General features: G+C 71.1%; 13 protein-coding genes. 3 read left to right on the top strand and 10 right to left on the bottom strand.

Features of this window, described 5'->3' with window-relative positions; genetic code table 11:
* Window positions 1-34: 34 nt before the first annotated feature.
* Genes ABEA24_RS47165 through ABEA24_RS47155 form a run of 3 tightly spaced genes read left to right on the top strand, consistent with a single transcriptional unit; the run spans window position 35 to window position 3293 of the window.
* On the top strand, window positions 35-1360 hold the full coding sequence (locus tag ABEA24_RS47165; RefSeq protein WP_345441718.1) for an acyclic terpene utilization AtuA family protein: 1326 nt from the start codon (window positions 35-37) through the stop codon (window positions 1358-1360).
* Window positions 1357-1695, top strand: coding sequence for an AtuA-related protein (locus ABEA24_RS47160; protein WP_345441715.1), 339 nt, complete (start codon window positions 1357-1359; stop codon window positions 1693-1695). Before ABEA24_RS47165 ends, ABEA24_RS47160 begins: the two co-directional genes overlap by 4 nt.
* The gene (locus tag ABEA24_RS47155; RefSeq protein ID WP_345441712.1) at window positions 1692-3293 is read left to right on the top strand and encodes a tannase/feruloyl esterase family alpha/beta hydrolase; all 1602 of its coding nucleotides are present in this window, start codon (window positions 1692-1694) and stop codon (window positions 3291-3293) included. The genes ABEA24_RS47160 and ABEA24_RS47155 overlap by 4 nt, the downstream gene beginning before the upstream one ends.
* Before the next feature lie 136 nt (window positions 3294-3429).
* Here ABEA24_RS47155 and ABEA24_RS47150 read toward each other — a convergent pair whose 3' ends face one another.
* The 10 genes from ABEA24_RS47150 to ABEA24_RS47105 all read right to left on the bottom strand — a co-directional run bounded on the left by ABEA24_RS47150 (window position 3430) and on the right by ABEA24_RS47105 (window position 14059).
* Window positions 3430-4206 (bottom strand): maleate cis-trans isomerase family protein, encoded by a 777-nt coding sequence (locus ABEA24_RS47150; protein ID WP_345441709.1) that lies wholly within the window; start codon window positions 4204-4206, stop codon window positions 3430-3432.
* 2 nt (window positions 4207-4208) lie between these two features.
* Window positions 4209-5240: a 2,5-dihydroxypyridine 5,6-dioxygenase NicX family protein gene (locus ABEA24_RS47145; RefSeq protein WP_345441706.1), complete on the bottom strand. Its 1032-nt coding sequence runs from the start codon at window positions 5238-5240 to the stop codon at window positions 4209-4211.
* A gap of 123 nt (window positions 5241-5363) precedes the next feature.
* The gene (locus ABEA24_RS47140) at window positions 5364-6233 is read right to left on the bottom strand and encodes an alpha/beta fold hydrolase (protein ID WP_345441703.1); all 870 of its coding nucleotides are present in this window, start codon (window positions 6231-6233) and stop codon (window positions 5364-5366) included.
* Window positions 6226-6885, bottom strand: coding sequence for an isochorismatase family protein (locus ABEA24_RS47135; RefSeq protein ID WP_345441700.1), 660 nt, complete (start codon window positions 6883-6885; stop codon window positions 6226-6228). Before ABEA24_RS47135 ends, ABEA24_RS47140 begins: the two co-directional genes overlap by 8 nt.
* On the bottom strand, window positions 6878-7609 hold the full coding sequence (locus ABEA24_RS47130; protein WP_345441697.1) for an SRPBCC family protein: 732 nt from the start codon (window positions 7607-7609) through the stop codon (window positions 6878-6880). Before ABEA24_RS47130 ends, ABEA24_RS47135 begins: the two co-directional genes overlap by 8 nt.
* On the bottom strand, window positions 7606-8100 hold the full coding sequence (locus tag ABEA24_RS47125) for a (2Fe-2S)-binding protein (protein ID WP_345441694.1): 495 nt from the start codon (window positions 8098-8100) through the stop codon (window positions 7606-7608). The genes ABEA24_RS47130 and ABEA24_RS47125 overlap by 4 nt, the downstream gene beginning before the upstream one ends.
* Window positions 8097-10430: a xanthine dehydrogenase family protein molybdopterin-binding subunit gene (locus tag ABEA24_RS47120; protein WP_345441691.1), complete on the bottom strand. Its 2334-nt coding sequence runs from the start codon at window positions 10428-10430 to the stop codon at window positions 8097-8099. Before ABEA24_RS47120 ends, ABEA24_RS47125 begins: the two co-directional genes overlap by 4 nt.
* Window positions 10427-11257, bottom strand: coding sequence for an FAD binding domain-containing protein (locus tag ABEA24_RS47115; protein WP_345441688.1), 831 nt, complete (start codon window positions 11255-11257; stop codon window positions 10427-10429). Before ABEA24_RS47115 ends, ABEA24_RS47120 begins: the two co-directional genes overlap by 4 nt.
* 16 nt (window positions 11258-11273) lie before the next feature.
* Window positions 11274-12656, bottom strand: coding sequence for an MFS transporter (locus ABEA24_RS47110; RefSeq protein WP_345441686.1), 1383 nt, complete (start codon window positions 12654-12656; stop codon window positions 11274-11276).
* A gap of 134 nt (window positions 12657-12790) precedes the next feature.
* Entirely contained in the window at window positions 12791-14059 is a 1269-nt protein-coding gene (locus ABEA24_RS47105; protein ID WP_345441683.1) for an FAD-dependent monooxygenase, read from the bottom strand.
* Between the last annotated feature and the right edge of the window lie 29 nt (window positions 14060-14088).

Here is a 14088-nt window from a genome sequence, read left to right as displayed (position 1 = left end):
GCCCCGTCCACGCCCTTCCGCGTCCGGACGGCCGGTGCGAACGGTCCGCGTCGGCTGCGGCGCGGGGTTCGCCGGCGACCGCGTCCAGCCCGCGGTGGACCTGGTCGACCGCGGTGAACTGGACTATCTGGTGCTGGAGTGCCTGGCCGAGCGCACCACGGCACTCGGGCAGCTGCGCCGGCTGGCCGATCCGACCGCAGGATACGATCCGTCGCTCGACCGGCGGATGCGGCTGCTGCTGAAGCCGCTGGCGCGAACCGGGACGCGGCTGGTCACCAACATCGGATCGGCTGACCCGCCGGCCGCCGCGCGCCGGGTCCTGCAGATCGCCGCGGAACTGGCGGTGCCGGTGAGCGTCGCCGCGGTCACCGGCGACGACGTACTCGATCGGATCGACGTCACCGCACCCGCCTGGGAGGACGGCCGGCCGCTCATCGAGCACGGCGAACTCGTCTCGGCCAGCGCCTACCTCGGTGCGGACGCGCTGCTGCCGGCTCTGCGCGGCGGCGCGCAGGTCGTCATCGGCGGCCGGATCGCCGACCCGTCGCTGTTCGTGGCGCCGCTGGCCCATGAGTTCGGATGGTCCCTCGACGACGTGGACCGGATCGCGGGCGCGACGGCGATCGGCCACCTGCTGGAGTGCGGGGGCCAGGTCACCGGAGGCTACTTCGCCGATCCGCCGTACAAGACCGTGCCCGACCTGGCGAACCTCGGCTACCCGATCGCCGAGGTCGACGAGGACGCCGCCGGCGTGCTCACCAAACCGCCGGGCACCGGCGGCCGGGTCGACCGGATGACCGTCGCCGAACAGCTCGCCTATGAGGTGACCGACCCACGGGCCTACCTGACCCCGGACGTGACCGCCGACTTCACCACGGTCCGGATCCACGAGACCGGGCCCGACCGCGTCCGGGTGACGGCGACCACCGGCGCGCCGCGCCCGCCGACCCTCAAGGTCAGCGTCGGATACCGCGCCGGGTTCCGCTGTGAGGCGGAGATCTCCTACGCCGGTGCCACGGCACTGGACCGGGCACGACTGGCCGGCCAGGTCGTCGCCGACCGGCTCGGTGACCTGATCCCGCGGCTGCGGATCGACTACATCGGCGCCACCGCCCTGCACGGCGACGACCTGGGCGGCGGTGCCGAACCGTACGAGTGCCGGCTGCGGATCGCCGGCATCGCGCCCACCCGCGAGGCCGCCGAGGCCATCGGTGACGAGGTCACCGCCCTCTACACCACCGGGCCGGCGGGCGGGGGAGGGGTCCGCGTCACCACGGAGGAGGTCATCGGCATCGTGTCCACCTCGATCGAACGGTCGCTCGTGGAACCCCGCGTGCATCACCTGGCGGCCGATCGATGAAGGTCAGGCTCGCCGAGGTCGCCCACTCCCGGGCCGGGGACAAGGGAACGCTGGTCACCTTGTCGCTGATCCCGTACGAACCGCGGCACTACCCGGACCTGTGCCGCCTGGTGACCGCGGATCTCGTCCGCGACCACCTGGCCGGGCGCGTCCGCGGGCAGGTCCTCCGGCACGAGATGCCCAACCTGCCCGCGCTGCTGTTCGTCTGCCGGCGCGACCCGGACGACACGGTCACCGCGTCGCTCTACCTCGACACCCACGCCAAGAGCCTCAGCAGCGCCCTGCTCGAGCTCATCGTCGACCTGCCCGACGCACCGGAAGGACACCCCGCATGACACGACGAGGCATTCGCCGCGCCGTCGCCGTCCTGGCCGCCGCGGCGGCCGTCGCTCTGACCGCACCGTTCGCGCAGGCCGGCGCCACGTCTCCGGACGGCGCCACGCTCTCGGCCTGCGCCCGCGTCCGGGACCTGCCCGGAGCTCGGATCACCGCCACCGAGCAGGTTCCGGCCGGCTCCTACACGACTCCCGACGGCCAGACCTTCACCGGCCTTCCGGCGTTCTGCCGGGTCGCCGCGGTCACGGCGCGTACCGTGCGGTTCGAGGTCTGGATTCCGTCCGGCGCATGGTCAGGTGACTACGAAGCGGTCGGCAACGGCGGCTTCGCCGGCACGATCACGTACGCGGGCATGGCCCAGGCGCTGCGCGCCGGGTATGCCACCGCCTCCACCGACACCGGCCACTCCGCCTCCGACACCGCCGGCACGTGGATCAGTGATCCGGTCCTGCTCGCCGACTGGGGACACCGTTCGATCCATCTGATGACGGGACCCGCCAAGGCGGCGATCGCCGCGTATCGCGGTCACCGGCCGCACCACTCCTACTTCGTCGGCGGCTCGACCGGCGGCGATCAGGCGATGGAAGAGGCCGAATTCTTCCCACGCGACTACGACGGCATCGTCGCCATGGCGCCCGGAATGGCCTACAGCCATCTCATGATGAGCTTCATCCACACCGCGCTCCCGTCCGAACGCGACCCTGACGCCTACCTCCCGCCGGACAAGCTGGCGCTGCTGAACCGCGCGGTGCTGTCGGCGTGCGCGGCCGACAAGGCGGTGCCCTCCGACGACTACCTCACGCGGCCGCAGGACTGCCACTTCGACGCTGCGACGCTGCTGTGCCCTGAAGACGGCGGCACCTCGTCCTGCCTCACCGAACCGCAGGTCGCCGCCGCCGAGGTCATCTACGCATCCGTACGTGACCCGCGCACCGGCCGGGAGCTGTATCCGGGGTTCGTCCGCGGCAGCGAGGCCGACCCGGAACACGGCTCCGCGTCCAGCGCGGGCTGGTACAGCGTCCAGAGCTCCGGCGGCCACAGCCTGGCCCGGCAGTACGCCCAGCCGCTGTTCGGCCGCGCCGTGTTCGGTGACCCGAACTGGGACTGGACCGGCTTCGACTTCGGTCGTGACGCCGATACCGTCGGGGCCAGGCTCAGTCCCGTCATCGAGGCGACCAGCCCGGACCTGCGGGCGTTCGCGGCCCGCGGCGGGAAGCTGATCATGACGCAGGGCTGGTCCGACGCCTACAACGCCCAGACACTTCCGATCGAGTACTACGACAAGGTCTCGCGTCAGCTGGGCGGCGAGGCGCGCACCCGCTCCTTCTTCCGGCTTTTCATGCAACCCGGCGTCGGGCACGTCGCCGGAGGTCCCGGGCTCGACGGTTTCGACGCCATGGGGACCATCCGCGCGTGGGTCGAGCGAAGGACCGCACCCGACAGCATCACCGCTTTCAAGTCGTCTTCGGGGCAGACCCGGCCGTTGTGTCCGTATCCGCAGGCGGCCGCCTACAACGGCAAGGGTGACACCCGGGTGGCCTCGAGCTTCCACTGCTCGCCCGTCAGCGGACATGCCGAACTCCCTGCTGGCGGATAGGGGACCTGACACACTGGCGGTCGGCGGATTTCCCCGTATGGCGCACCAATAACAACTACTGCGCTTTATGCGCCACCGGGCCAGACGGCCCGGGTCTGCCGGTAAGGGCCGGGACGGTGCCCGGCCCTTACCGGTTTCAGAGGGTGTGCTTGCCGTTCAGGAGGCTGCCCGCGTTCGGGACGGTGGGTGACAGGCCCAACTGCTGCAGGATGCAGAAGGCCGTCGCCGTCGCCGCCGACAGGACCGGCAGGCCCGCTTCGTCCTCGACCGCCTGGATGGCGGACAGCGACGGCATCTGGACGCATGCCGACAGGACCAGCGCGTCCGCGCCGGTCAGATCGAGCCGCCGCCAGTGCTCACGAAGACCCCGTGGATCGAGGCGGCCGACCGCGAGGTTGTCCGAGACCTCCAGGCTCAGCGCGTCCACGACCTCCACCCCGGATTCCTCGAGGTACTCGACGACCTTGCCGGTCAGAGGCTTGAGGTACGGCGTGATGACGGCGATCCGCCGCGCCGAGAGAGCGCCGAGCGCGGCCAGCAGCGCGCCGGCACTGGAGACGACCGGCGCCTCGGCACCCTCCTCGCGCAGCACCGCGCGGATCGAATCCTCGGCCACGCAGTGGTAGCCCGGCCCCTGCGCCATGATCGCGACCAGACAGGCGGTCGTGACCACGTCGGGGCGCGCGTCGGCGAGTTCCAGAGCGGCCCGCTCGGCCTGCGCGTTCATCGCGATCAGCTGTTCGGGGGTCACCTGCCGCATCCGGGCCCGCGCGCTGTGGAACACGAACCGGTCGCCCGGCTCGACGTCCTCCCGAGCCCGCATCATCCGCGGCAGCTCCGTCTCCATCGTCAGATTGGAGCTCGGCACGATCAGGCCGATGTGGTGGTCGGTCACGTCCGCGTCCCCCTTCACGGTCACTTCCGCCCCGCCGGGCGCATCTCGGGGACGACCACGTCGCCGTCGCGCACGATGGGCTCGTCGTCGAGGAACAGACTGCAGCCGCGCATCGGGATGTCGAAGTGGCACGGCGTGTCGTTCGGGCCGCCCAGCTCGTTGTTGGGACCGATGGAGAACATGACGTTGCCGTAGAAGGAGCGCAGCTCCATGCCCATGCCGCCGGGGAACTGCATCAGACCGTGCCAGTGCGCCCGCTCGTCCAGGCCCCATCCCACGTGCGACATGCCGTACCCGCGCGGGTCGTCGAAGGACTTGATGTACGACGACAGCAGCTCGGCGTCCAGCCCGCCCCGGATGTCGGTGATGAATCCCTGCTCGATCGTGAGCGTGACCGGGCTCTGCACGTACGTGTTGAACGGCAGCAGCACGTCGCCCGGCGACAGCACGATGGTCCCGTCCACCCCGTCGTCGGCCCCGCCCGTGAACACGAACGCGGCCGGCCAGTGGTCCCAGCGCCCGGGCTGATCGGTGCAGCCGTACTCGCTCATCGTCGGGTAGACGCCGAGCCGGTAGGTGACGTCCGTCCCCGCCGGGCTGGTGATGCGCATCGAGGTCGCCTTGCCCAGCAACTCGGCGCCCACCTCGACCCGCTCCCGTAGCTCCCGCGTCGGCATCAGCCGTGCCAGCAGCGGCGCCGGTTCGACGACGGTCAGGATTCGTGTCCCCGCGTCCTGGATGGCGAACTGCTCCTTGCTGAAGAGCAGGAATTTCAGGTCCACCAGCATGTCCGCCTGCTTGAACGCCTCCACCACCTGCGGATTGGCGCCGAGTGCGGTCTGCCCGACCGCCCACGCGCCCGACGCGCTCGACTCCTCCGGCAGCCGCACGTGGTAGGCGGTCGCCCCCAGTCTCTGGGCGGCGAAGAGGAAGGCGTCCGCGTAGTCCAGCCGCTCGGCTCCCTGAGAGAGCACGGCGATGGTCTCGCCTTCGTGTACGCCGCTCATCGTCAGCTGCCGCACGCAGATGTCGTTCAACAGATTCTGATCCATCGCACCTCCCGCGATGAGGCCCCAGTTAATCCGAACACGGACTATCCGGTTCGGATGAAGCCCAGCTCCTTGGGGCGAAATTGATTCGGACTATTCGGGCGAAAGCGGGGAAATTTGTGGCATTCAGTTCTCGCTCGTCGGCGACCGGTCGCCGGGCACCCACCGCGAGAGTGCCTCGCGGAGCGCGGCCAGGGCGCCGCCGGGGTTGTCCCAGAAGACCATGTGGCCGGCCTCGGGGATCTCGACCAGGCGTGCGGCGGGGTTGGCGCGGCCGGCCTCCGCGGCGCCGGCCTGCGTGACGACGGGGCTCTGCGCGCCGTAGAGCAGCACGGACGGGGCCGGTACGGCGGGCCAGGTGTCGAAGAAGTCCTCGGTCTCGAAGCCCTGATGCGTCGCAGCGATCGCTTCCGCGCCGCAGCTCGCGAGCCAGCGGGCGCGCAACTCCTGCTCACGGCGCGGCCATCGTGGCCACGACAACGCCACCTCGTCGGCGTCGGTGCCGCGCCTCGCCTGGTCGAGTTGGGACTGGAAGGCGGCCAGCGTGGTCGGGTACGGACCGCGAGCCGGGCCGCTCATCGGCGGGTCCACCAGCAGGGTCCCGCGCAGCGGCACTGCGGATCGGGCGGCGGTGACGGCCGCGATCCGCGCGCCCATCGAATGCCCCAACAGCAGCGGGTGACGCAGGTCCAGCCCCCGGACCACCGCCTCGACGTCGGCCGCGTAATCCTCCAGCGTGTACGAGCCGCCGTCGTCGGACAGTCCGCGGCCGCGCACGTCGAGGACGATCGGCCGGACCAGGTCGGTGACCTGGCGGGTGACGAAGTCCATGCTGATGGCCGGGCTGGTGATACCGGGCAGGACGACCAGTGGCACGCCCTCGCCGCCGTAGTCGAGGGCGTGCAGCCGCAGGGAGCCCGACCGGACCCAGCGGCTGAGCGCGGGGATGTCGGCCAGGTCGGCGAGGGCGGACTGGGAGAGGGCACGGTCAGACATGCTGAGGGCTCCTGCCGAGATAGCCGAGGGCGTCGGCGAGTGAGATGACGTCGCCGTACTTGGCCTGGATGTCGAAGAGCGCCGCGTCGTGCGGGCCTGCGGCCCGGTCGCCGCAGCACTCGCGCGGCACCAGGACCGAGAAGCCGGACTGCACCGCGTCGACGACCGTCGCGCGGACGCAGCCGCTGGTGGTCGCCCCGCAGACGACGACCGTGTCGCAGCCCGCGCCGGTGAGGATCGAGGCGAGCGAGGTGCCGAAGAACGCGGACGCGCCTTTCTTCACCACGAGCACGTCCTCGTCGCGGCGCGGCAGGCGCTCGTCGACCGCCACGGCCGGGCTGCCCTCGCGCAGCGCGCGCATCCCGGGCGCCTTGTCCAGCCAGCGCACGACCGTCCCGTCCGCCTCGGCCGGGGTGTAGGCGATGGTGGTGAAGACGATCGGTACGCCGGCGTCGCGCCCCGTCTCGAGCAGCGCGGCCGTGGCCGCGACGACGTCGCCGAGGTCGGCGCCGGAGGGGTACGCCGGGTCGGTGAACCCGTTGGTGAGGTCCACGACGACGATCGCTGGCCGCCTGCCTCGCTGGACGGCCGCTCCGAACCCGGCGGTCGCGTAGACGTCGTCGGTCCGCCGCCCGTACATGCCGTCAGCCACGTCGGAGCTCCTTCAGCTGTTTGGCCTGCGATCGCACGGTGGCGATCAGCCAGCCCTGCAACGCCCCGAGCGCGAACGCGGCGACCACCGGCGCGTACTTGGCCGCCGACGGTGGCACCAGCATCGCCAGCCCGTCGAGTTCGGCGGCGGCGACCCGGTCCGCCGACCCCGGCCGGTGCGGACCGGACCGTACGGCCGCTTCGGGCCGGCCGTCCGGTGCCGGGCGTCCGGCGCCGTCGGAGTGCCCGGCGCCGGCGGTCGAGGCGGGTTCGACAGTCCGGTCGGACTCGACGAGGACGGCCAGGTTCCGGGCGAACTGGGCGAGGAGGCGGTCGGACACCGAGACGATCGCGCCCTTGCCGAACTGGGCGAGCTTCCCCCGGATCAGAAGGTCGGTCGACAGCCGGAGCACCGCGCCGCCGGGCGTCTCGTCCACGGTGAGGCGCACTTCTGCCTCGGCGTCGCCGCTCCCGCGCGTGTCGGCGCCGCGCCCCTGGAGGCGCAGGTGGCGGCGGTCGGGGTCGGTCTCCAGGAACCGTACGGTCCCGGCGTACTCGGCGGTGATCGGGCCGACCTTGACCTTGATCCCGCCCTGGTAGCTGTCGCCGTCACGGCCGTGGATCGACGCGCCGGGCAGGCACGTGACGACCCGTTCCACGTCGTTGATCAGTGTGAAGACCTCGTCGGGCGAGGCGTTCACCGTGATCTCGTTGTCCAGGATCATTGCCGTCCCTCTCCGCGTCGTTGGCGCGCGCAGCCGTCGATCGCCTCGACGATGGTCTGGTAGCCGGTACATCGGCACAGGTTGGCCGAGACGACCTCGCGGATCTCCTCTTTGGTCGCCTGCGGCCGCTCGGCCAGGAATCCTTCGGCCAGCATGAGGAAACCGGGCGTGCAGAAGCCGCACTGCAGCCCGTGGTGCTCCGAGAACGCGCGCTGCAGATCGCTCAACTCGGCGTCGCCGTCCGACAGCGACTCCACCGTGCGGATATCGGCGCCCTCGGCCTGCACGGCGAACATCAGGCAGGCACGCGCCGGGGCGCCGTCGACCAGCACCGTGCAGGCGCCACAGACCCCGTGCTCGCAGCCGACGTGGGTACCGGTCAGCCCGAGGCCGTGGCGCAGCACGTCGACGAGCGTGTGGCGAGCCTCGACCAGGACGTCGTCGTACGCCGTGCCGTTGACGGTGAGACTGATCAAGATCTTGTCGGTCATATCGTTGCTCCATGGCGCTGTAGCGCGCGCTGCACGGTCTCCGGCCGGATGGGCGTGTCGTCGAGTTCCACCCCGGTCCGGCGCAGCGCGTCGTTCACGGCGTTGAGCACGGTGGCCGGCGCGCCGATCGTGCCGCCCTCTCCCGCGCCCTTCGCGCCGCTCTCGGTGAACGCGCACGGTGTCTCCAGGTGGTGGATCGCGACCTCCGGGATCTCCAGGGCGGTGGGCACCTTGTAGTCGATGAAGCTGGCGCACGACGGCTCGCCCTGCGCGTCGTAGGTCACCTGCTCGAAGAGCGCCCCGGCGATGCCCTGCGCGATGCCGCCCCGGCACTGGCCCTCCACGACCTGCGGATGGATGGCGACCCCGCAGTCCTCCACGCACACGTACCGCAGGATCCGCACCCGCCCGGTGCCCGGATCCAGCTCGACCACCACGCCGTGAGCGGCGTTGGAGAACGTGCCGTCCCCCTGCACGTCGAACGACGCGCGGGCGGTCAGGCCCGGCTCGGCGCCGGCGGGCAGCAGGTGCGCCTTCAGGTACGCGACGTCGGCGATCTCCTCGAACGACACGCTGCGGCCGTCGTTCGTCCGGACCGAGCCGCGGTGCAACTCGACCTGGTCGTGGGTGGTCTCCAGCAGGTGCGCGCCGAGGTGCAGCAACCGGTCGGCCAACGCGGTCGCGGCGCGGGCGACGGCGCTGCCGCCGATGGTCGCCGAGCGGCTCGCGAAGCTGCCGAAGCCGTAGGTGACGCGGTCGGTGTCGCCCTGATGGATCTTCACTTGGGCGAGGTCGATGCCGAGCCGGTCGGCGACGATCTGGGCGAGGGTGGTCTCGTGGCTCTGGCCGTGGCTCATGGTCCCGGTCGTGACGGTAACGGCGGCGCTGAGGTCCATCCGGATCTCGGCCAGGTCGAAGCCCGGCACCACGGCCATCTTCCGCTTGGCGAACGCCGCCGAGCCGTAGCCGGTGCGCTCGCTGAAGCAGGAGTAGCCGATCCCGACCACTCGGTCGGCGGAGTCCCGGACCGAGTACCAGTCCTCGTCCCGCAGTACCCGCTCGCACAGGTCGAGCGACTCGAGGTAGGAGCCAGGGTCGTAGGTGACGCCGTTGACTCCCGTGTAGGGGAACTCGGTGATGAGGTTGCGGCGCCGGATCTCGATCGGATCCAGGCCCAGTTCGCGGGCGGCCCGCTCGAACAGCCGCTCCACGACCATCACGATCTGTGGCCTGCTGACGCCCCGGTACGGCGCCGTCGGTGCCTTGTTGGTCGTGACCGCGCGGCCCCGGACGCGGTACGCAGGCACCCGGTAGACGCCGGGCAGTTCGGCCGAGGCCATCAGGGGCTCGATGCCGGCGGTGAACGGGTAACAGGAGTAGGCGCCCATGTCGCACACCACGTCGGCGTCGATCCCGAGGATCCGCCCGTCGGCGTCGAACGCCGCCCGTACGTCGTAGCGCTGCTCGCGGGCCAGGAACGAGGCGGTCAGCGCGTCCTTGCGGTCTTCGATCCACTTCACTGGCCGCCGCAGCCGCAGCGCCGCCGCCCCGACGGCGATCTCCTCCCGCCCGACCACGCACTTCAGTCCGAAGCCTCCGCCCATGTCGGGGACCAGGACCCGGACGTTCCGCTCGGCCAGTCCCAGGCATTCGGCCATGACGGTGCGTACCAGGTGGGGTACCTGAGTGCAGGTCTGGACGAGCAGCTGCTCGTCCCGCGCGTCCCAGTTCGCGACGGCACCCCGGGTCTCCAGCGGCAGCGCGTTCTGCCGGCCGGTCTTCGTCCGCACGTTCACCACGCAGGGCGCGGAGGCGAAGACCTCGTCGATGCCCTCGGTCGCGAACATCGACACGTCGACGAGCGTGTTCGCCGCGGCGGCGGCGTGGACGAGCGGTGCGCCCGGCGCGAGGGCCTGCTCGTCGGAGACCACCGGCGGCAGCACCTCATAGGTCACCTTGGCGGCATCGAGGCCGTCCTCGACGGCGTAGGGATCCTCGGCGAGCACGATGGCGATCGGCTCCCCGACGTACCGGACCCGGTCCCGCGCCAGGACGGGCATCGCGGTCGGCACGAACTCGCTCGGCGGCCTGTCGAGCATCGCGGTGATGTCGCCGAGTTCCAGGTCGCTCGCGGTGAACGCCGCGACCACTCCCGGCACCGTGAGCGTCTGCGACAGGTCGACGCCCGTGACCGTTCCGTGTGCGACGGTGCTGCGGACGAACTGCGCGTGCAGCATGCGTGGTAGGTGGATGTCGTCCACGAACCGGCCGCGCCCGGTGAGCAGCCGGGGGTCCTCCCGGCGCGCGACCGATGTCCCGACCCAGCTCATCGCCACATCGCCTCCTCACAGGCCTGGGTGACCAGGGTCCGCGTGAGGACCCTGCGATAGTCGGCGTCGCCGTTGCCGTCGCTCGGCGGATCGATGGCCGCCGCGGCGGCCTCCGCGCACTCGGCGAACACTTCAGGGTTCCGGCCGCCGGCCAGCACCGCCTCGGCCTCCGGCACCCGGACCGGAGCGGGCGCGACCCCGCCCAGCGCGACCCGCCCGTGGTCCAGGTCGACGGCGGCGGCGACGACGGCGAAGTCCCCGTGTCGCTCGGCGAACTCGGTGAGCGCGGCCCGCCGGGCCGCTCGTGGGAAGACCACCTCCACGATGATCTCGGCGGGCTCCAGCGTGGTGGTGTAGAAGCCGAGGAACAGGTCGCCGGCCGGGACGACCCGCCGCCCGCCGGGCCCGTGGACGACGATCTCGGCGTCCAGGAGCACCGCGAGCAGGCACCATTCGGCGGTGGCGTCGGCATGGGCGAGGCTGCCGCCGACCGTGCCCCGCGTACGGATCGGCAGGTGGCCGATCCACCGCATCGCCTCCCGGATCGCCTGGAAGCCCGGCCCGAGCTCGGCGGTCTCCACCTCGTGGTGAGTGGTCAGCGACCCGATCCGCAGCGAGCCGTCGGCGTCGAGGCGAATGTACGCCAGGTCGCGCCGCAGCCGCCCGAGGTCGATGAGGTGGGTGGGCCGGGCCAGCCGGAAGTTCATCATCGCGACCAGGCTCTGGCCGCCCGCGATGACCTTGGCGTCCTCGCCCAGTTCCGCGAGCAGCCTCACGGCGCCGGCGATGTCGCGAGCCCGGTGGTAGGTGAACGATGCGGGTTTCATGGTCCCTTCTCCGAGGTCAGGCGGATCCGGCGACCGGCGCCGGCGCGGGGACGGTGGGAGCGTCCGCGTCCAGGTTCCGGCCCTTGGTCTCCGGCCCGGCGATCATCATCCAGACCACGGCGACCAGCACGAACGCGGCCGTCACGGTGAACGTCATCGTCAGTCCCAGTTGCGGCCACAGGACGGTGCCGAAGATGAACGGGATGAATCCCGAGGCGATCCGGCTCATGCTGGAGGCCCAGCCGAATCCGCTCGCCCGCAGCGCGGTCGGGTACAGCTCGGCCACGTAGGCGTACAGCGCCGGGATCGTGAACTGGATGACGAACCCGAAGACCGCGATCCATAGCAGCGCCACCGAGTGGACCTTCAACGTCGACGCGAACAGCACCAGGACGGCGGACGCGAGCGGTGCGCTGATCCCGATGACCCACTTGCGCCCGACCACCTCGACGAGAAGCGCGGACAGGATCACGCCGACGGCTCCAACCGCCGTCATCGTCGTGGTGCCCGAGAACGCCGCGTACGAGCCGTAGCCCTGACTCTTCAGAATGGTGGGCAGCCAGGTCAGCGACACGTAGTACACCAGCATGATCGAGACGAACAGCAGCCAGGCCACCGAGGTGATGCGCGGGTTGTGGCGCCAGATCCGGGCGAGTTGAGCGAGTGCCGCCTTCACGCCGCGCGGCGCGCGCGGCCCCGGGGCGACGATGGCGTACGGCCTGCTCTCCGCTCCGGTGCGTGCGACCAGGTCGTCGATGACGGCGCGGGCCGCCGCCTCCCGGCCGGCCCCGGCGAGGTAGAGCGGCGACTCCGGCACGCCGCGCCGTACCCAGAACAGCAGCAGCGCAGGGAGGATCATGACGGTGAGCATCCACCGCCAGTTTCCGTGGACGGGCAGCAGCGCGGTGGCCACCAGGCCGCACAGGGTTCCGCCGATCGGCCACCACACGTCCATCGCGGTGAGGACCCGGCCGCGCCGGCGGCTCGGCGTGAACTCGCCGACGAGCGCGTAGTCGACCGGGATGCAGCCGCCGAGGCCGACGCCCGCGAGGAAGCGGGCCGCCAGGAAGAAGTCGTACGTCGGCGACAGCGCGGCGAGGACGGAGAACAGGGCGAACACCAGCAGCGTGAGGCTGAAGGCCTTCTTCCGGCCCACCCGGTCGGCGATGGTGCCCCAGACGACCGCGCCGACCGCCATGCCGATCAGGTTGGCGGTGGCGACGAGGCCCTTCTCGGCGACCGTGAGGTCGAAGTGTTCGGCCAGTAGGGGAGTGAGGTAGCCGTTGAGCGTGACGTCCCAGGCGTCGAACATGTAGCCGAGGCCGCCGATGATGAAGATCTTCCCCTGTACCCGCCACCTCCAGGGCAGGCCCTGGACGATCTCGCTTCCTGTCTCCATGTAGACTCCAGCCTGTTTCTCGGAGAAAGGTGGAGCGCGCTGGTACGCGCTTCCCTGACCGACGCCGCCCGCCGCGCCAACGGCGGTGACGTCACGATCCTTCGGGGCCGCGGTGCCTCGCGAGCCCCGGAGGATCAACCGTGGAACTGGTAGGCGAACCGCTCCTCGTCAGGATCGTTCAGGGGCGTGCCACTCCAGAGCCACTCGTAGGAGACGTTGGACTCGCCATCGAAATTCTTGAGTCTCTCGTCCCGTCGCCTTTGCTCGGGCCCGTCGGGCAGGTGGTAGAAGGCCATGTTCTCCCAGGCGGCGTCCTGCACCATCCCGGCGTGTTTCGCCCGTCGCGCGACATAGCGCATGAGGGCGTTCCTGACTCCCTCGACCGGGACGGAGCCGAGTTCCTCCGCGAGCACCGCCGCGTCCTCCATCGCCTGCGAGGCGCCCTGCGCCTGGTAGGGCAGCATCGCGTGGCAGGCGTCACCGAGCAGCGCGACGTGGCCGTCCACCCAGACGGGGTCCCGGCGCCGGTGGTACATCGCCCACGCGGAGATGTCGCCCTCGGCCTTGGAGAGCATCGCGGCGACGCGGTCGTCCCAGCCGGGGAATGCGTCCACGAGCTCCTCGACGGTCGCCGACGCGGTCCACTGGTCGCGCACCTCCGGGGAGCAGGGCACGATCGCCACGACGTTGAGGTACTCCCCGCCGCGGATCATGTAGTGGACGAGGTGCCGGTCCGGGCCGTACCAGATCGTGCTCTGGAAGCGGTCCACCAGCCAGCGCGTCGCCGGATCCGCGGCGATCTTGTCGCCCGGAATGAGCGCCCGGTAGGCCATCTCGCCGGAGAACACGAGCGTTTCCGCGAAACCCAGCAGGTCACGCACGTTCGATCTGATGCCGTCGGCACCGATCAGCACGTCCGCCTGATGCGCGTCCCCGGCCTCGGTGACCGCGACCGGCCGGGCGGGATCGCTCTGGTCGATCTCCACGACCTTGCTGCTGGTCCGTACCTCGACCACCGGCCCGGCGCCCTCCGCGTCCAGGCACGTGTCGAGCAGCACTTTGTGCAGGTCGGCGCGGTGGTAATGCCAGTAAGGGGCGTTGTACTCGCGCTTGCAGAAGTCCCCGAGGCTGGTCAGCCCGATGACGCTGCCGTCCTGCCAGCGGCGGCGTACCTGGTCGAGGGGCTCGGTGCGGATGGCCTCGAGCCGAGCGCGCAGTCCGAGCCCCAGCAGAACGCGGCTGGCGTTCGGCGCGGTCTGGATGCCGGCGCCCACCTCACCGAGTTCGGCGGCCTGCTCGAGGACGGTGACGCGGAGCCCGCGCTGGCGCAGGGCCAACGCGGCCGTCAGCCCTCCGAGGCCGCCTCCCACGATCGTGACGTCGTATGACTGGCTAGCCGGCACTGTTCCTCCTCCACACCCATGTTCCGCAA

Origin of the sequence: Actinoallomurus vinaceus (assembly GCF_039542055.1) — a bacterium.
GTDB lineage: Bacteria > Actinomycetota > Actinomycetes > Streptosporangiales > Streptosporangiaceae > Actinoallomurus > Actinoallomurus vinaceus.
The sequence above is the reverse complement of the archived record's forward strand: the minus strand, read 5'-3'. Positions and strand labels throughout refer to the sequence as shown.

Excerpts from the sequence above, each read along its gene's own strand:
- ABEA24_RS47160 (WP_345441715.1), top strand. The coding sequence starts at position 1,357 with ATGAAGGTCAGGCTCGCCGAGGTCGCCCACTCCCGGGCCGGGGACAAG.
- ABEA24_RS47155 (WP_345441712.1), top strand. The coding sequence starts at position 1,692 with ATGACACGACGAGGCATTCGCCGCGCCGTCGCCGTCCTGGCCGCCGCG.
- ABEA24_RS47145 (WP_345441706.1), bottom strand. The coding sequence starts at position 5,240 with ATGGATCAGAATCTGTTGAACGACATCTGCGTGCGGCAGCTGACGATG.
- ABEA24_RS47140 (WP_345441703.1), bottom strand. The coding sequence starts at position 6,233 with ATGTCTGACCGTGCCCTCTCCCAGTCCGCCCTCGCCGACCTGGCCGAC.
- ABEA24_RS47130 (WP_345441697.1), bottom strand. The coding sequence starts at position 7,609 with ATGATCCTGGACAACGAGATCACGGTGAACGCCTCGCCCGACGAGGTC.
- ABEA24_RS47125 (WP_345441694.1), bottom strand. The coding sequence starts at position 8,100 with ATGACCGACAAGATCTTGATCAGTCTCACCGTCAACGGCACGGCGTAC.
- ABEA24_RS47120 (WP_345441691.1), bottom strand. The coding sequence starts at position 10,430 with ATGAGCTGGGTCGGGACATCGGTCGCGCGCCGGGAGGACCCCCGGCTG.
- ABEA24_RS47115 (WP_345441688.1), bottom strand. The coding sequence starts at position 11,257 with ATGAAACCCGCATCGTTCACCTACCACCGGGCTCGCGACATCGCCGGC.
- ABEA24_RS47110 (WP_345441686.1), bottom strand. The coding sequence starts at position 12,656 with ATGGAGACAGGAAGCGAGATCGTCCAGGGCCTGCCCTGGAGGTGGCGG.